The organism is Pseudomonas sp. FP1762 (genome assembly GCF_030687105.1).
Taxonomy (GTDB): Bacteria; Pseudomonadota; Gammaproteobacteria; order Pseudomonadales; family Pseudomonadaceae; genus Aquipseudomonas; species Aquipseudomonas siliginis.
Genome location: NZ_CP117458.1, coordinates 2,711,651 through 2,727,393 on the forward strand (window position 1 = coordinate 2,711,651; position 15,743 = coordinate 2,727,393).

Consider the following 15,743-nt stretch of genomic DNA (forward strand, 5'->3'; position numbering starts at 1 on the left):
TTCAGGATCGAGGGTCAAAAGCGTCACGTAACGCTTCGCCGATGAATACCAACAAGGAGAGGATCAGCGCCAGGGTAAAGAACGCGGTCAACCCGAGCCACGGTGCTTGCAGGTTCTGCTTGCCCTGACCGATCAGTTCACCCAGCGAAGCGCTGCCGGCCGGCATGCCGAAGCCGAGGAAATCCAGCGCGGTCAGCGTCGAAATCGCTCCGGTCAGAATGAACGGCAGGTAACTCAGCGTCGCGTTCATTGCGTTGGGCAGGATGTGCCGGAAGATCACCTTGCGGTCAGTCAGGCCCAGGGCGCGCGCTGCTTTGACGTATTCCAGATTGCGCCCGCGCAGGAACTCGGCGCGCACCACATCGACCAGCGCCAACCAGGAAAACAGCGCCATGATCCCCAGCAGCCACCAGAAATTCGGCTCGACGAAACCGGAGAGGATGATCAGCAGATACAGCACCGGCAGCCCCGACCAGACTTCCAGCACGCGTTGTCCGAGCAGGTCGACCCAGCCACCGTAATACCCCTGCAATGCGCCGGCGGCGATACCGATCAGCGCACTGACAAATGTCAGCATCAAGGCAAACAGAATCGACACCCGAGCGCCAAAGATGACCCGCGCCAGCACATCGCGCGCCTGATCGTCGGTGCCCAGCCAGTTCACCGAGGTCGGCGGACTTGGCGCCGGTTTGTTCAGATCATAGTTGGGTGTGTCGTCGCTGAACGGAATCGGCGGGAACAGCAACCAGCCACCGTCCTTGCGTATCAGATTCTGCACGTACTCGCTGCGATAATCGGCCTGAAACGGCAGTTGCCCGCCGAACTCCTGTTCGGTATGGCGCTTGAACACCGGGAAGTACCACTGGCCCTGATAACTGACCATCAACGGTTTGTCGTTGGCGATCAACTCGCCACCCAGCGTCAGGATGAACAGGCCGATGAACAGCCACAGCGACCACCAGCCACGACGGTTTTTCTTGAAACGTTCGAAACGGCGACGACCCAAAGGCGAGAGCTTGAACATCAGGCGTTCCTCGCGGCGAAGTCGATACGCGGGTCGACCAGGGTGTAGCACAGGTCGCCGATCAGTTTTATCAGCAGGCCGAACAGGGTGAAGATGAACAGTGAACCGAACACCACCGGATAATCCCGTGATACCGCTGCTTCGTAACTCATGCGCCCAAGGCCATCGAGGGAGAAGATCACCTCGATCAGCAGCGAGCCGGCGAAGAACACACTGATGAACGCCTGAGGTATCCCCGAGACCACCAACAGCATGGCGTTGCGAAACACGTGTCCGTACAGCACGCGGCGTTCGCTCAAGCCTTTGGCGCGGGCAGTTACTACGTACTGTCGGGTGATTTCATTGAGGAACGAGTTTTTTGTAAGGATCGTCAGCGTCGCGAATCCACCGATCACCAGCGCCGTGACCGGGAGAACCAGATGCCAGAAGTAATCGGCGATCTTGCCCAGTGTCGACAGCGATTCGAAGTTGTCCGACACCAGCCCGCGCACCGGAAACCAGTTGAGCGAAGTGCCGCCGGCGAATACGACGATCAGGAACATCGCGAACAGAAACGCCGGCATGGCGTAACCGATGATGATCGCCGTGCTGCTCCAGATATCGAAATGGCTGCCGTGGTGCACAGCCTTGCGGATGCCCAGCGGGATCGACACGAGATAGGTGATCAGCGTCGCCCACAGCCCGAGCGAAATGGTCACCGGCATCTTTTCCAGAATCAGGTCGGTGACTGTCGCGCCACGGAAGAAGCTCTTGCCGAAGTCCAGTTGCGCGTAATTCTTCAGCATCAGCCACAGACGCTCGTGGGCCGGTTTGTCGAAGCCGTACTGCTTTTCGATGTCCTTGATCAGCTGCGGATCAAGGCCACGGCTGGCGCGCGAGGCAGAGCTCGAGGTCTCGCTGGCACCGCCGCCGACACTGGCACCGCCAATGCCTTGCAGGTGGGCGATGGCTTGTTCCACCGGTCCGCCGGGCGCGGCCTGAATGATGACGAAATTGACCAGCAGGATGATCACCAGCGTCGGAATGATCAGCAGCAGGCGCCGCAGTATGTAACCCCACATCAGTGCGGCCCTCCGGGTCTGCTGCGACTGATTTTCTCAGCGGTCATTTGCTGATTGGTCAGCGGCGTCCGGCTGATTTCCCACCAGCTCTCGATGGCTTCGTCGTTGCTCGCCTGCACCGTGGGAATGCCGAAGCGGTTCCACCAGACGGTCGAGGTGCCCGGCGGGTAATAGTTGGGAATCCAGTAGTAGTTCCATTGCAGCACCCGGTCCAGCGCATGGGCGTAATGCAGCATGTCCGATTGGGTCGAGGCGCGAATCAGGCCGTTGATCAAAGTGTCGACTGCCGGATTTTTCAGCACCATGTAGTTGTTCGCGCCCGGATCGTTGGCCGCTGCCGAGCCGAAGTAGTTGAGCAACTCGCCGCCCGGAGAAGTGGTAACGGGATAGCCGGTGACGATCATGTCGTAGTCGCGGCTCATCAGGCGATTGACGTATTGCGAGGCGTCGATGCGGCGGATATTGAGCTCGATGCCGATCTGTTTCAGCGTGCGCTTGTAAGGCAACAGCAGGCGGTCCATTCCATTCTGGCTGACCAGAAAAGAGAAGCTCAGCGGTTCGCCAGCGCTGTTGACCAACTGGTCGCCATCCGGTTTCCAGCCAGCCTGCTCGAGCAGTTCCAAGGCTTGCAACTGCTTGTCACGGATGATGCCGCTGCCATCGGTCTTCGGTGCTTCGAAGACTTTGCTGAACACTTCCTCAGGCACCTGACCGCGCAGCGGTTCAAGGATTTTCAACTCCTGCGTATCGGGCAACTGCCGGGCGGCGAGATCGGTGTTGGAGAAGTAACTCTGCTGGCGGATATAGACGTTACGCATCATCTGCCGGTTGCTCCATTCGAAATCCCAGAGCATCGCCAGTGCCTGGCGCACGCGGCGGTCCTGGAACATCGGCTTTTGCAGGTTGAACACGAAACCCTGGGCCGATTGCGGCGCTTCAGTGGCGAGGTGGGCTTTCTGCAAACGGCCATCGCTGAGGGCAGGGCTGTCGTAGCCGATCGAATAGCCGGTCGCGGAAAACTCGCGGTTGTAGTCATAGGCGCCACCACGCAGCACCTGGCGGGCGACATCGGTGTCCCCGAAATACTCGATGCTGAAATGGTCGAAGTTGTACAGGCCGCGGCTGACCGGCAGGTCCTTGCCCCACCAGTCGCCATTGCGTTCGAACGTGATACTGCGCCCGGAGTCGACCTTGCCAACCCGGTACGGCCCGCTGCCCAGCGGCGGTTCATAACCACCGCCGCCGGCGAAATCGCGGCTCTTCCACCAGTGTTCGGGGAATACCGGCAAGGTCGCGATGTCCAGCGGCAAAGTTCGGTTTTCGTTGCTTTTGAAGTCGAAGCGCACGGTCAGCGGTGCCTCGATTTCGACGCCTTTGACGTCGGCAAACTGGGTGCGATAACGCAGGCTGCCTTGGGTCATCAGCAGGTTGTAGGTGTAGCGAACGTCTTCGGCAGTGATCGGTTTGCCATCGGCAAAGCGCGCCTTCGGGTTGATGAAGAAACGTAGCGAAAGACCGTCGTCCGAACGTTCCATCTTCTGCGCAACCAGACCATAGACGGTGTAAGGCTCGTCCAGCGAGCGTTGGGCCAGCGGCGAGTACAGCAGGCCGTCGATCTGCGTCACGCCGATGCCTTTGTCTATATAAGGCAGCAAATGGTCGAAGTGGCCGATCTCGATGGCCGAGCGCCGCATCGTCCCGCCCTTCGGTGCTTGCGGATTGGTGTAGTCGAAATGGCTGAAACCGGCGGGGTATTTGGCCGGTTCGCCGTAAACGGTCAGTGCGTGTTGCGGGGCAGCGTTCACGCCAGCGGCGCCAATGAGAAAGGCGAGGGCGGTGAGCATCAGTGTGGGAAAAACCAGTCGCATCGTCAGCCTTGGAACGCAAAATCGATAAGCGCAAGTTGTACGCGAGCCGCGCGCCACTCGCCAGCCGTATGTGTAACTGAAACACAACGGCCCACCAGAAGGCGGGCCGTTGTCAGCAATCGGACGACGAATCAGTCCTGACGGCTGGTGACTTCCAGCAGGTGATAACCGAACTGGGTTTTTACCGGGCCTTGTACGACGTTGATCGGCGCGCTGAATACCACGGTGTCGAATTCCTTGACCATCTGGCCTGGACCGAACGAGCCCAGATCGCCGCCCTGACGGCTGGACGGGCAGGTGGAGTTGGCTTTGGCGACTTCAGCGAAATTGGCGCCGGCTTCGATCTGAGCCTTGAGTTCGTTGCACTTGTCTTCGCTGGAAACCAGGATGTGGCGGGCAGTGGCTTTGGCCATGGGGAATTCTCCGAACTGTTTCAATAAAAGGTGGAGCGTACCGGAATCAGTCGGCGAATTCTCGGCAAAGTTCCATTCTGCGTTCCTTGCCCGATTCATAGATCCGCCGCTTGCAGACGCTGGGCATGTTCGACGTACAGGTCGATCGGATCCGGCGAGGGCGCTTTTGTGCCCGCGCTCCGCCGCAGGCTGGCCAAATGATCCATTGGGTAATCGGAGCGGATCACTTGGCCGAGATGGCTACTGAAGCGTCCGACGAAACCATCATTCTGCTGGGGTTCGGTGGTGAAATATTGCGACAGGACCCGGCAGGTTGCTTGAACCGGATCCAGCACTGGCAACGTGGATTGCGCAACAACCCCGCTCCACGAGTAGTAGCGCACGCCGTTGACTTGCTCAGGACCATGCCCGCCCCAGGTTTGCGGCAGTCCCTGGGGAAATTTGTCATTGAATTGACCGACGCCGACCGTGGTCAATGCGTTGAGTGCGGCTAACGCATTCTGCGGCAATGTCGCGCTGCCGCTCAGTAGCGACAGTAAGTCGGCGAAGTGCGTTGCGACATTCTGTGCGACGGCTTCGGGAAGCTTGCCTGGAATCAGTGCCCTGCGCAGGAAGTCGGCGAGCTCCGAGCCGTGGTTCGGGCCACTGACGGAGGTGACCGAAGCGACGACGTTTGGCGCAAGCGCCGCGGCATAGCGCGCAGCGAGTGCGCCCTGACTGTGTCCTATGAGGTTGACTTTCTTCGCGCCTGTGCCTCGCAGCACGCAAGCAATCTGTGACAGCAGTTGCTCGCCCCTCATTTCATTGTCGTGGGTGGCCGAAAGGTGTGGAACAAACAATCGACATCCGGCCGTTTTCAGCGCGGACTTGACGTCATGGAACAGCTCGAAATGACCGATATGCTCGAACCCGAACAGACCGTGGACCAACAGGATGGGATAACGAGTTGTAGCATTCCGTTGCATGTTCTTACCTTTTTCGTAGAAGTTCATCGGGAAATCACCGGGCCACTCTAAAACACTCATCCCGTTGAAGAAGTACGAAGAGGCTTCACATTGCGTTTGAAAATGGACTACGAGGCGTACGAAATTTCGGAGAGCTGTGAAATCCGAATCGGAAGTTCAGTGGGTCGTTTGTCGGCATAACCGCGTGACCTCTGCTGTTGCCTACTTTGCGAGTAGCGGTTACGCCGTTGTCGCGGTGGATTCGGCTGACATCCGGAACGTTCAAAGAGGTCCTCAATGTAGATGTCAGTGTCGTCATTCGGGGCGGCACGTTTTCCAGGGAGTGGAAGCGAAAATGAATAGCCATGAAATCGAGTTTTGCTGGCGGATGCGCCAGCCGATGGTTGCCGAAGTGTCTATCGAACCTCTGGTCGCGCCAACGATTGACGGGCTCCAAGGGAGCGTGTTGGATCCTTCGCTGGCCAAGGCCATCGTTCGCATTTCCCCTTATGCCAACATGAGCTGCGGCGATCAGATCGTGCTGTCTTGGGAGGGGCTGGATATCGAAGGCTTTGCCTATCAATACGAGAGTGTTCGATTCATCAGCCAGGTCCAGGTTGGCAAAGACGTCATCTTCGTCATCAAGGCGATGCATGTCGCTGCGCTGGACGGGGGCTCGCTGGAGGTTTACTGGACACTGCAAAGTGCGTCCGCGCCCAAGGCAGTGGAATCTGCTCGCCTGCAACTGTCTGTCGGGGACGTTGGACCGCATCTGTTGGCGCCGCAAATAGAAGGCTCGGTAAACGGAGCGCTGGAGCCGTCGCGAGTGGTCGAAGGCACCCTGGTGACCCTGCAGCCTTACGCTCGGATGTCAGCGGGCGACCGGATCATGCTGTCGTGGCATGGAGATGCTTCGCCTGAAATATTCACCGACTCGTTGAAGGTCGAGGCCTGCGCCGTCGCGCAAAGCCTGTCCTTCTGGGTGCCGGCCAGCTACGTCGAAGCGCATCGTGGTGGCGAGGTGGTGGTCGCCTACCGTGTTGAACAACGCTGTGGAGCCATCCGAACCTCGGAGCCTGCGACGGTTTTCATTGGGCCGGCAGTGCGTGCTGAACTGGCCGCGCCGGATATTGTTGGGGCGATCGATGATGTGCTGTCGGTGAAGGACTCGATAGAGGGGGTTTCCATTCTGATTGAAGACCCGCTGGTGCAGGAAGACGAGTTGGTCTATCTCAAGTGCGATGGTGATTTTTTCAGTCATCGCGATGATCTTGAAATCACTCGGGAGACGGCCGGGCAACCGGTGAGTTTCATTGTTCCCCATCGGTTCTGGCGCGAGCACCACGGCACGACGGTGGAGATTGCCTACACCATCGAACGTCTGGACGATACCAGTCAGCAATCTGCCGTGAGGCGGATCAGCATAGTGGCATAACCTGGGGAAGGTCAGCCCTCCGCGCTTCGTATGGAACGGGAGGGCGATCTGCGATCAGGCCCTGGCGTTAGCGAGGCGCCGTGCGGCGTCGGTCAGCAACTGTTCCGTTGCGTCAAAGCCGAGGCAGCCATCAGTTATCGATACGCCGTAGCGTAGAGAGGTGCTCAGCGGCTGGCAGCCTTCGAACAGATGAGATTCCAGCATCGCGCCGATCAGCGAGTGGTTGCCACGCAGGCGTTGTTCAAGCACCTCGTTGAACACGGCTGGCTGACGCAGTGGATCCTTGCCGCTGTTGGCATGGCTGCAATCGACCATGATCCGGTTGGGGATCTTCAGTCGGCTGAGCTCGGCGCTGATGTTGGCCACGCTGCTTGCATCGTAGTTCGGCCCTTGATGGCCTCCGCGTAGCACGATGTGGGTATCAGCGTTGCCAGCTGTCTGCACGATCGCCGGATGCCCTTGGCTGTCCACGCCGAAGTGCCGATGCGCATGGGCTGCCGAGCGCATGGCGTCGACAGCAATGGCGGCGCCGCCGTCGGTGCCGTTCTTGAAGCCCACGGGCATGTTCAAGCCACTGGCCATTTCGCGGTGGATCTGCGACTCGGTGGTGCGGGCTCCAATGGCCACCCAGCTCAGCAGGTCATCAAAGTAGCTGGCGGCCATGGGTTGCAGGAGTTCGGTAGCGACCGGTAGTCCGAGCTGGATCATTTCCAGCATCAGTCCGCGCGACAGCGTCAGACCGGCAGCCATATCGTCAGTGCCGTCCAGATGCGGATCGTAGGCCAGACCTTTCCAGCCGACCGTCGTACGCGGCTTTTCGACGTAGGCGCGCATGACCAGCAGCATTTCACTGCTGACATCTTCGGCCAGACGAGCGAGTTTGCTGGCGTACTCAATCGCTGATTGCGGGTCATGGATAGAGCAGGGGCCAACGATGACCAGCAGGCGTGGGTCTTCACCGTCAAGGATGGCGCGCACCGCCTGGCGATGAGTGTTGACCTGTTGATGCAGGGAATGGCTGAGCGGCAATTGCTGTTTGAGCTGCAACGAGCTGGGCAGACGCAGGGTCAGTGCTTCGTTGGCAGAATCGAGGGTGGACAGCGGCAAAGCGGAAACTGAAGAGTTCATGTTCGGTCTTCCTGGGCGGATGGCGGGTTTTTCCCGCGCACTCGGCCCTACTGGGGTGTTCGACAAATGGCCGTACTGGCTAGGCATGTGTGTTTGCCACCTGTGGGTGACCGATCGGAGGCGGCAGGCTGTCCCGAGCGGAGGCTGGTAAATCGCCAGGCGCTAAAGCTGTCGTAACGGTAATAAGTGGCGTGGTTCATGGTGTAATCCTCGAAATGTGGTGTGTCGCTGAAAGTGATGGGCCTGAAAAAACAAAACCCCCGGTCGGGAGGCCGACCGGGGGTTGAGAAATCTCTGGTAGGCGACCCGTTATCATGGGCGCCGTTTGGGTATCAGGCGCGCCAGTGGCTAAACCAATACCCAAAATAAAAATTGTCAGGAGCGCAAGTGTGATTCACCCGGGCAGCCGCGACCGAGCGCAGGGCGCTGGTGGTGCAAGACTGTGGAAGGGTGTTGAACATGTGCTGTCTCCGTTGAATGCGCCGAGCTTACTCGACGCTGATACGCATCAGCAATCAGAAAATGCTATTGCCCGCCGCTCGAAACGCCTATCACTGGCAAACCATGCGGGTGAAGGGCAACTTTGCAGTCATGGAGAAAGCTGAATGAGTTATCGAATCCGGCATGCCACCCGTGATGATCTTGCTCTTGCGCGGGATCTGACCTGTCGCAACATGCTGCGCTATTACATTGACCACGACCTGTTGTGGCAGGACGAGGCGTTCGACGCAGGCTGGCAGTATCGTGACAACTGGATGATCCTCCAGGATGAACTGGCGATCGGTTTTTTCAGTCTGAGCCAGGATGCGCGGGCGCTGTACATACGCGAATTGCAGATTGATCATCTCTGGCAAGGGCAGGGCGCCGGTTCCTGGGCCATTGGTCAAGTTACCGAAATGGCTCGTCAGGCAAGAAGACCGGCACTGCGACTGACAGTGTTTGACAATAACCGGGCGCAAGAACTGTATGCACGCAAAGGACTGCGCATCGTGGGCAGGGATGAGTGTTTCCTCAGGATGCAGCTCGATTTGAGTACAGCTGTGCTCTGAAACCCACAGCCGGCAAGCCCTGAATGATGAATTGAAACTTTTTAAATGCGGCTTTCCGCTAGGTCTGTCTGGCACTTTTTGCTAAGGTGTCCGGCATCCCAATAAGACCATATCGCGAGGTGTCTGCTTGATTAGGGTGCTAGTGGTCGACGACCATGATCTCGTTCGCACAGGCATTACACGAATGCTGGCCGATATCGATGGCCTGCAGGTGGTGGGTCAGGCCGAGTCAGGTGAAGAGTCCCTGATCAAGGCCCGTGAATTGAAGCCTGACGTAGTGCTCATGGACGTCAAGATGCCCGGCATTGGCGGCCTCGAAGCCACGCGGAAGCTGCTGCGCAGCCACCCGGACATCAAGGTGGTTGCCGTTACGGTGTGCGAGGAAGACCCTTTCCCGACGCGTTTGCTGCAGGCCGGGGCGGCTGGTTACCTGACCAAGGGCGCGGGTCTGCCGGAAATGGTTCAGGCCATTCGTCTGGTCTTCGCCGGGCAGCGTTACATCAGTCCGCAGATCGCTCAGCAGTTGGCAATCAAATCATTCCAGCCCACCAATGATTCGCCGTTCGATGCGTTGTCCGAGCGGGAAATCCAGATTGCGTTGATGATTGTCGGTTGCCAGAAGGTCCAGATCATTTCCGACAAGTTGTGCCTGTCGCCGAAAACCGTGAATACCTACCGCTATCGCATTTTCGAGAAGCTTTCGATCAGCAGCGACGTCGAGTTGACACTGCTCGCGGTGCGTCACGGCATGGTGGATGCCAGCGCCTGACCATGACCGAGAAATTTGATTCCAGTGCTTTCCTGTCGACCGTCAGCGGTCGGCCCGGCGTCTATCGCATGTTCGACAGCGAAGCGCGCCTGCTCTATGTCGGCAAAGCGAAAAACCTGAAGAAACGTCTGGCGAGCTACTTTCGCAAGACCGGGCTGGCGCCGAAGACGGCCGCACTGGTCGGCCGTATCGCTCAGGTCGAGACGACCATCACCGCCAACGAAACCGAAGCGCTGCTGCTGGAACAGACGCTGATCAAGGAGTGGCGCCCGCCGTACAACATCCTGCTGCGCGACGATAAATCCTATCCGTACGTGTTTCTCTCCGACGGGCAGTTTCCGCGCCTGAGTATCCATCGCGGGGCAAAAAAGGCCAAGGGCAAGTATTTCGGCCCATATCCGAGTGCCGGTGCCATACGCGAAAGCCTGAGTATCCTGCAAAAAACCTTTTTCGTTCGCCAGTGCGAAGACAGCTATTACAGGAACCGCACCCGTCCGTGCCTGCAATACCAGATCAAACGCTGCAAGGCGCCGTGCGTGGGGTTGGTCGAGCCTGACGTCTACGCCGAAGACGTACGCCACTCGGTGATGTTCCTCGAAGGTCGCAGCCATGCGCTGACCAACGAGCTGTCCACGGCGATGGAAGAGGCAGCGATCAATCTCGAGTTCGAGCGCGCGGCCGAATTGCGTGACCAGATCGGATTGCTGCGCCGGGTACAGGACCAGCAGAGCATGGAAGGCGGCACCGGCGATATCGACGTTATTGCCGCATTCGTCAACCCCGGCGGCGCCTGTGTCCACCTGATCAGCGTGCGCGGCGGGCGAGTGCTGGGCAGCAAGAATTTTTTCCCGCAGGTCGGCATCGAGGAAGACGTTTCCGAAGTCATGGCGGCGTTTCTCGGCCAGTACTACATCAGCAGCCCCGAACGCGATTTGCCGAGCGAACTGATCGTTAACGTGGTTCATGAAGATTTCCCAGCGTTGATCGAAGGGATTCATACCTTGCGCGGCCGCGAATTGGCCATCAGTCACCGGGTGCGCGGTACCCGTGCGCGCTGGCAGCAACTGGCCGTGACCAACGCTGAGCAAGCGTTGGGCGCGCGTCTGGCCAACCGTCAGCACACCGCCGCGCGATTCGACGCGCTGGCCGAAGTGCTGAATCTGGATGAGCCGCCGCAACGTTTGGAATGCTACGACATCAGTCATTCCAGCGGCGAAGCGACGGTTGCCTCCTGCGTGGTGTTCGGGCCGGAAGGTGCGATCAAGTCGGATTACCGCCGCTACAACATCGAAGGCGTCACTGCCGGCGACGATTATGCGGCCATGCACCAGGCGCTGACCCGCCGGTTCAGCAAACTCAAGGACGGCGAGGGCAAGTTGCCGGACATCCTGCTGGTCGACGGTGGCAAGGGCCAATTGTCGATGGCCCGCGATGTGCTCAACGAACTGGCCGTACCGGATCTGATCCTGTTGGGCGTCGCCAAAGGCGCCACGCGCAAGGCCGGTTTCGAAACGTTGTATCTGAATGATGCAGCGCACGAGTTCACCTTGCGCGGCGATTCGCCCGCGTTGCACCTGATTCAGCAGATCCGCGATGAGGCACACCGCTTTGCAATTACGGGGCATCGCGCCCGTCGCGGCAAGACCCGCCGAACCTCGACGCTTGAGGGTGTCGCAGGGGTAGGGCCGACGCGCCGCCGTGACCTGTTGAAACATTTTGGTGGATTGCAGGAGCTGTCTCGTGCAAGCATCGAAGAGATCGCCAAAGCCCCGGGGATCAGTAAAAAGCTCGCTGAGTCGATTTATGCGAACCTGCATAGTGAGTAGAATGCCCCTTCACCTCGTAGCCAGTTGTGCCGATGAATATCCCTAATCTGATTACCGTTCTACGCGTCCTGCTCATCCCGATCTTTATTTTGCTGTTCTATCTGCCCTACGAATGGAGTTACATGGCCTCCGCTTCGGTGTTCGCCTTCGCGGCCGCAACGGACTGGCTCGATGGTTATCTGGCGCGTCGACTGGAGCAAAGCACACCGTTCGGGGCGTTTCTCGATCCGGTCGCCGACAAGCTGATGGTCGCTGTTGCCCTGGTCTTGCTGGTGCAGGAACACGGCAATCTCTGGCTTACGCTGCCCGCAGCAGTCATCATCGGTCGCGAGATCGTGATTTCGGCGCTGCGCGAATGGATGGCCGAACTCGGCGCCCGGGCACAGGTGGCCGTTTCCAATCTCGGCAAATGGAAAACAGCGGCGCAAATGCTCGCGTTGGTGATTCTGCTGGCTCATCCAAAGGCATTGAGCTTCTGGGTCGTGCTCGGTTATACGCTGCTGATCGTCTCGGCAGGGCTGACCCTGTGGTCGATGGTTCAATACCTTCGCGCCGCCTGGCCGCACCTGAAGACTGATGTAGAAAAGAAATAAAAGTTTTTTGAATCAAGGGGTTGACGGGGCTTCTTAATTCTATAGAATGCGCCACACCAAGCGGGAATAGCTCAGTTGGTAGAGCACGACCTTGCCAAGGTCGGGGTCGCGAGTTCGAGTCTCGTTTCCCGCTCCAATTTGTACAGTGTTTGTTGTTGCGCTACTGACAGCAAATACTTTGAGGCCGAGTAGCAAAATGGTTATGCAGTGGATTGCAAATCCACCTACGCCGGTTCGATTCCGACCTCGGCCTCCACTATCAAAAACCCCGTAGATCAATGATCTACGGGGTTTTTTGTTGCTTGTGGAAAAAGTGTGGTGTTCCGCATCGTTTATGGAGGGTCACTCAGTCAGACACGCCCCGGTCTTGATATGGCTGGCACCTTCCACCGTCAGATTCGAGAAAAAGATGCAGCCAATAAGGCGTGCGAATAACGTCAGTGTGTCCGCAAGATCCGGGTTATCAAACAGAACGGCCCTTGAATCCAGAGCACAGAGGGCACCCCAGAGTCTTCCGTCCGGCAGGAAAACAGGCGCGCCTGCGTAGCTTTCAATTGAATACTGCTTCACCACAGGACGTGACGAAAGTCGTCCATCCTTGCTGATTTGTGGAAGGAAGAGGGCTTGAGGATTTCGTCGAAACTCACTGCAAAGGGTGGTTTCCAGATCCAGCGTATCGCCGACATTTATTCCCAATTCAATCGGATCGTACGCCGAACAGACGATCCACTCTGTTTCAGTGAATTTTGCGATTCCGGCAAAGCGTGTACCGGTCAGGCGGGTGACAAGCTGCAGGATATTGGTGGTCGCTTCGATCTCGGCGATCGCCGAGCGCTCCTCTTGGCTTAAAGACGCTTTTAGAACGGTGTCACTCATTTGCATGGAATCAAATCTCCTGATTGCTTGTACATCCCTGAGCTCTGCTCTGGTGACGTTCTGTGAGGCGTGATCGTGGTTGAAGGGGGGCGTGCTGATACCCTTTGATTATTGATTTCGGCGCCAACCTTTAGCGTAGACATCCCGTCCAAACTTGGGTTGCCTGCTCATAATCTCAATCGATGAAACATCTGTCACCCGTGCAGCCAAGGTGATGGTGAGCATCTGAATCTTTTGAGTTTATCGCCACAATTTCCAGTCTGGTTGCTGCGATTTGCCAGTTACCTCGGCCTCTACTTCAAGCAAACTTCGTAGCTCCCTGATTTCTGGGGCTTTTTAATTTTCCGCGGTCAGCGATATTTAGTTCTCAAATCGCGCACTCCAAACTTGCTTCACCGGGACGTGATGTATATATTCCCCGCTCGGCTTTTCAAGCGGTCATCCTGTGAGGATCCAACCGCAAGGCTGAACAGAGCAATACCGCGCTACCGCCCGAATGGCGAAACTGGTAGACGCATGGGACTTAAAATCCCCCGCTCGTAAGGGCGTGCCGGTTCGATTCCGGCTTCGGGCACCATCTTAAATCAAGGGTTTGCGGGCGAAAGCTGATGCAAGACCTTGTTTGTTTCTGGTCCGCTATTTTGGAGTTGGTCCGCAATTCACTTGGTGGGCATGACCTTTTTGCCTTTTCGATTGCGGATGTACTGCTCGGTCATAACCACCGTCGTATGCCCAAGTTGATCTCTCGCTTGCAAGATATCACCACTGGATTCCGCCTTATCGGTACCCGCCTTGGCGCGCAAGTCGCGCATCTGAAACTCAGCTTTCGGCACGCCGGCCGCCTCCCTGGCCAAGTCGAATCTCCTGCGCAACATCGCCACTGTCATCGGTGTGCCGTCCTCTGTAACGATCAGCCGCGTCGAGCGGACCTTGTGTTCTGATTTCCGGGACATGATTCGATCAATCAAAACCTTCAGCTCCCCCGTTATCTCAATCCGACGCTTCGCTTTTGTCTTGCCCTGCAGAACCCAGATCTGCCCGTCGCGCACGTCGCGCTCGTCCATCAGCCGGGTATCGGTCACCCGTTGCCCGGTCAGATAGGCCAGGTCCATTGCGTCTTGCAGGCCCACATCTGCTTTGTCGTGCACACGTTTGAACAACGCGTCCTCGACATAGGTGTCCCGGCCAGTTTCCTTGTTGCCCTTGATGCCCGCGCATGGATTGGCAAGAGACGTATAACCCTTGTCCCGAGCGTAATTCCAGATGGCGCTGAGCAGCGCCTTCTCGCGGTTCGCGCGCACCGGCGCGGCCTTGCGCCATGTCAGGTACTGCCGGACGTGCAACGGCTCGATTGTTTCCAGCGGCGCGGGCGGGTCGTCGAAGAAAGCTATCAGGTTTTTCAGCTCGCGCTTGTTGTCAGCCTGGGTGGCTGTGCCCTTGGTGGGTACGACGTCGACCATGTATTTTTCGGCGACGTAGCGGAATGTGATGACCTTGGCGACCAGGTCAGTTGCGGTGCGATCACGCTCAAGCTTCGCGTATTCCATGATCGCCAAGCCGTAATCGCTGCCCAGGGGAATTTCCTTGCGGTCTTTGCCGCCCGTGTCGTAGTAGTAGAACACCCGGCCGCTGGCTTTCTTGCGTTCCCGCAGCCTGGCGATCGAGCCGGGTTTACTTGGTCGTCTTCCCATGTCAGCTGGCCTTACGTGATTTCCATACAGGCTTTTCAGATTCAAATGCACCGACGGCGGTGACAGCCATCGCGGTGACGCTCGGCCAGCCGTTCACTTTAATCGTATGGCGGACGCCGTTCTTTTTCAGGTTGAGGATCTGTCCTGCCTTGGTCCGCGCGCCTGTGAGCTCGCAAACCTCCTCATGAGATAGAAACTGGATGGTCATGTGATGCTCCATGCCGCGCGTGGCGGCAGAAGGTGGTTATTCGGTGGCTTTGGCGATGGCGGCGCGGACGACTTTCAGGTACTGGCCATCAACGCCGACGTAGCCCATGCGTTCGCAGCGTTTTTCAACGCCCTTTAGCACCTCGACGATTTCGTTGCGCTGGTCTTTCAGCTCGATGAGCGCCTGGCGGAGATGGTCAGCGTCTTCCACGCATTCTTCTGCCAGAATTTCGAAGTGCTCGGCGGGTTCCCAAGGCGATGGGATAACGTTCGTTACCCAATCCTGCCAATGCTCGACGCTTTCACCCCGTGCAATGCGCTCCTGCTTCATGCGTTCCCCCAGCTCGCGCAGTTCTTTTGCTTTTTGCTCGGCATCTTCTTTGTTGAGGCGGGGGTATTGCTCACCAGGCCCGACACTGTGGATTGCCCAAAGCTCGACCTTTGGTTCCGCCATTGCCTGTCGGAAAGCGCAGACCTCCTGACAGAGCGAGGGGCCGCCTTGGGCAATATCTGGATGGCTCTCCAACAAGGCCAACGCTCGCTCGACCGTGCCGCGATCGAGGCTCACCACTTCGGCGGCCGGCGGAGGCGGCGCCGTCAAGGCTTCAATGATTCGTTCTATTCCGGACATGCGAATACCTCGCCCGCCGTACACCGGCAGGCATTGTGATTTAATGAGAGACATTCTTAAGGAGAGGTTGCTATGGAAAAGGCGTTTCGAAATCCGTTGTTTCTGACTGGGCTACCGATGGCTGTTTGTGGCGTTGCCATCACCGCGCCTGCCTTATGGATTCCCGGCTTGGTTTTGATGGTGTGCGGATGGGCCAAGGCGAATAAGCAAGCCTGAGGTCATGACCGC

16 protein-coding genes and 3 tRNA genes are annotated in these 15,743 nt (G+C 58.0%); 9 read left to right on the top strand and 10 right to left on the bottom strand.

Going from position 1 to position 15,743, the window contains the following annotated elements; all coding sequences use genetic code 11:
* Window position 1: 1 nt before the first annotated feature.
* From PSH90_RS11965 to PSH90_RS11985, 5 genes are all read right to left on the bottom strand, one after another.
* The gene (locus PSH90_RS11965; protein ID WP_041478730.1) at window positions 2-1,024 is read right to left on the bottom strand and encodes an ABC transporter permease; all 1,023 of its coding nucleotides are present in this window, start codon (window positions 1,022-1,024) and stop codon (window positions 2-4) included.
* A complete protein-coding gene (locus PSH90_RS11970; RefSeq protein ID WP_056785267.1) occupies window positions 1,024-2,085 on the bottom strand; it encodes a microcin C ABC transporter permease YejB in 1,062 nt (353 codons plus the stop codon). The genes PSH90_RS11965 and PSH90_RS11970 overlap by 1 nt, the downstream gene beginning before the upstream one ends.
* Entirely contained in the window at window positions 2,085-3,953 is a 1,869-nt protein-coding gene (locus PSH90_RS11975; RefSeq protein ID WP_305382872.1) for an extracellular solute-binding protein, read from the bottom strand. Before PSH90_RS11975 ends, PSH90_RS11970 begins: the two co-directional genes overlap by 1 nt.
* Window positions 3,954-4,084: 131 nt before the next feature.
* A complete protein-coding gene (locus PSH90_RS11980; protein ID WP_305382874.1) occupies window positions 4,085-4,366 on the bottom strand; it encodes a peptidylprolyl isomerase in 282 nt (93 codons plus the stop codon).
* 95 nt (window positions 4,367-4,461) lie between these two features.
* Complete coding sequence (locus tag PSH90_RS11985) at window positions 4,462-5,331, bottom strand: triacylglycerol lipase (protein WP_252869550.1); 870 nt, start codon at window positions 5,329-5,331, stop codon at window positions 4,462-4,464.
* A 334-nt stretch (window positions 5,332-5,665) separates the two neighbouring features.
* On the opposite strand from PSH90_RS11985, the gene PSH90_RS11990 reads away from it, so the two are divergent.
* On the top strand, window positions 5,666-6,745 hold the full coding sequence (locus tag PSH90_RS11990; protein ID WP_095179766.1) for a hypothetical protein: 1,080 nt from the start codon (window positions 5,666-5,668) through the stop codon (window positions 6,743-6,745).
* A gap of 54 nt (window positions 6,746-6,799) precedes the next feature.
* On the opposite strand, the gene PSH90_RS11995 is transcribed toward PSH90_RS11990, so the two are convergent.
* On the bottom strand, window positions 6,800-7,873 hold the full coding sequence (locus tag PSH90_RS11995) for a 3-deoxy-7-phosphoheptulonate synthase (RefSeq protein ID WP_305382876.1): 1,074 nt from the start codon (window positions 7,871-7,873) through the stop codon (window positions 6,800-6,802).
* A 605-nt stretch (window positions 7,874-8,478) separates the two neighbouring features.
* On the opposite strand from PSH90_RS11995, the gene PSH90_RS12000 reads away from it, so the two are divergent.
* From PSH90_RS12000 to PSH90_RS12025, 6 genes are all read left to right on the top strand, one after another.
* On the top strand, window positions 8,479-8,922 hold the full coding sequence (locus PSH90_RS12000) for an N-acetyltransferase (RefSeq protein ID WP_056785278.1): 444 nt from the start codon (window positions 8,479-8,481) through the stop codon (window positions 8,920-8,922).
* 127 nt (window positions 8,923-9,049) lie between these two features.
* Window positions 9,050-9,691, top strand: coding sequence for a UvrY/SirA/GacA family response regulator transcription factor (gene uvrY / locus PSH90_RS12005; protein WP_024012761.1), 642 nt, complete (start codon window positions 9,050-9,052; stop codon window positions 9,689-9,691).
* 2 nt (window positions 9,692-9,693) lie between these two features.
* Complete coding sequence (gene uvrC / locus PSH90_RS12010; protein WP_305382878.1) at window positions 9,694-11,517, top strand: excinuclease ABC subunit UvrC; 1,824 nt, start codon at window positions 9,694-9,696, stop codon at window positions 11,515-11,517.
* Between the two features lie 32 nt (window positions 11,518-11,549).
* A complete protein-coding gene (pgsA, locus tag PSH90_RS12015) occupies window positions 11,550-12,110 on the top strand; it encodes a CDP-diacylglycerol--glycerol-3-phosphate 3-phosphatidyltransferase (protein WP_056785283.1) in 561 nt (186 codons plus the stop codon).
* Between the two features lie 60 nt (window positions 12,111-12,170).
* Window positions 12,171-12,246: transfer RNA gene (locus tag PSH90_RS12020), tRNA-Gly, on the top strand.
* 46 nt (window positions 12,247-12,292) lie between these two features.
* Window positions 12,293-12,366: transfer RNA gene (locus PSH90_RS12025), tRNA-Cys, on the top strand.
* An 86-nt stretch (window positions 12,367-12,452) separates the two neighbouring features.
* On the opposite strand, the gene PSH90_RS12030 is transcribed toward PSH90_RS12025, so the two are convergent.
* The gene (locus tag PSH90_RS12030) at window positions 12,453-12,986 is read right to left on the bottom strand and encodes a GAF domain-containing protein (protein ID WP_164488345.1); all 534 of its coding nucleotides are present in this window, start codon (window positions 12,984-12,986) and stop codon (window positions 12,453-12,455) included.
* A gap of 490 nt (window positions 12,987-13,476) precedes the next feature.
* Between PSH90_RS12030 and PSH90_RS12035 the strand changes: the two genes are divergently transcribed.
* A tRNA-Leu gene (locus tag PSH90_RS12035) sits at window positions 13,477-13,563 on the top strand.
* Window positions 13,564-13,645: 82 nt separating this feature from the next.
* On the opposite strand, the gene xerC is transcribed toward PSH90_RS12035, so the two are convergent.
* The 3 genes from xerC to PSH90_RS12050 are packed head-to-tail and all read right to left on the bottom strand — an operon-like array spanning window position 13,646 to window position 15,515.
* Window positions 13,646-14,677 (bottom strand): tyrosine recombinase XerC, encoded by a 1,032-nt coding sequence (gene xerC / locus PSH90_RS12040; RefSeq protein ID WP_056785289.1) that lies wholly within the window; start codon window positions 14,675-14,677, stop codon window positions 13,646-13,648.
* Between the two features lies 1 nt (window position 14,678).
* On the bottom strand, window positions 14,679-14,885 hold the full coding sequence (locus PSH90_RS12045) for a DUF4224 domain-containing protein (RefSeq protein WP_056785291.1): 207 nt from the start codon (window positions 14,883-14,885) through the stop codon (window positions 14,679-14,681).
* A 36-nt stretch (window positions 14,886-14,921) separates the two neighbouring features.
* On the bottom strand, window positions 14,922-15,515 hold the full coding sequence (locus tag PSH90_RS12050; RefSeq protein ID WP_305382879.1) for a hypothetical protein: 594 nt from the start codon (window positions 15,513-15,515) through the stop codon (window positions 14,922-14,924).
* Between the two features lie 72 nt (window positions 15,516-15,587).
* Between PSH90_RS12050 and PSH90_RS12055 the strand changes: the two genes are divergently transcribed.
* Window positions 15,588-15,731: a hypothetical protein gene (locus tag PSH90_RS12055; protein WP_305382880.1), complete on the top strand. Its 144-nt coding sequence runs from the start codon at window positions 15,588-15,590 to the stop codon at window positions 15,729-15,731.
* Window positions 15,732-15,743 lie beyond the last annotated feature (12 nt).

Excerpts from the sequence above, each read along its gene's own strand:
- PSH90_RS11965 (WP_041478730.1), bottom strand. The coding sequence starts at position 1,024 with ATGTTCAAGCTCTCGCCTTTGGGTCGTCGCCGTTTCGAACGTTTCAAG.
- PSH90_RS11970 (WP_056785267.1), bottom strand. The coding sequence starts at position 2,085 with ATGTGGGGTTACATACTGCGGCGCCTGCTGCTGATCATTCCGACGCTG.
- PSH90_RS11975 (WP_305382872.1), bottom strand. The coding sequence starts at position 3,953 with ATGCGACTGGTTTTTCCCACACTGATGCTCACCGCCCTCGCCTTTCTC.
- PSH90_RS11980 (WP_305382874.1), bottom strand. The coding sequence starts at position 4,366 with ATGGCCAAAGCCACTGCCCGCCACATCCTGGTTTCCAGCGAAGACAAG.
- PSH90_RS11985 (WP_252869550.1), bottom strand. The coding sequence starts at position 5,331 with ATGCAACGGAATGCTACAACTCGTTATCCCATCCTGTTGGTCCACGGT.
- PSH90_RS11990 (WP_095179766.1), top strand. The coding sequence starts at position 5,666 with ATGAATAGCCATGAAATCGAGTTTTGCTGGCGGATGCGCCAGCCGATG.
- PSH90_RS11995 (WP_305382876.1), bottom strand. The coding sequence starts at position 7,873 with ATGAACTCTTCAGTTTCCGCTTTGCCGCTGTCCACCCTCGATTCTGCC.
- PSH90_RS12000 (WP_056785278.1), top strand. The coding sequence starts at position 8,479 with ATGAGTTATCGAATCCGGCATGCCACCCGTGATGATCTTGCTCTTGCG.
- uvrC (WP_305382878.1), top strand. The coding sequence starts at position 9,694 with ATGACCGAGAAATTTGATTCCAGTGCTTTCCTGTCGACCGTCAGCGGT.
- pgsA (WP_056785283.1), top strand. The coding sequence starts at position 11,550 with ATGAATATCCCTAATCTGATTACCGTTCTACGCGTCCTGCTCATCCCG.
- PSH90_RS12030 (WP_164488345.1), bottom strand. The coding sequence starts at position 12,986 with ATGAGTGACACCGTTCTAAAAGCGTCTTTAAGCCAAGAGGAGCGCTCG.
- xerC (WP_056785289.1), bottom strand. The coding sequence starts at position 14,677 with ATGGGAAGACGACCAAGTAAACCCGGCTCGATCGCCAGGCTGCGGGAA.
- PSH90_RS12045 (WP_056785291.1), bottom strand. The coding sequence starts at position 14,885 with ATGACCATCCAGTTTCTATCTCATGAGGAGGTTTGCGAGCTCACAGGC.
- PSH90_RS12050 (WP_305382879.1), bottom strand. The coding sequence starts at position 15,515 with ATGTCCGGAATAGAACGAATCATTGAAGCCTTGACGGCGCCGCCTCCG.
- PSH90_RS12055 (WP_305382880.1), top strand. The coding sequence starts at position 15,588 with ATGGAAAAGGCGTTTCGAAATCCGTTGTTTCTGACTGGGCTACCGATG.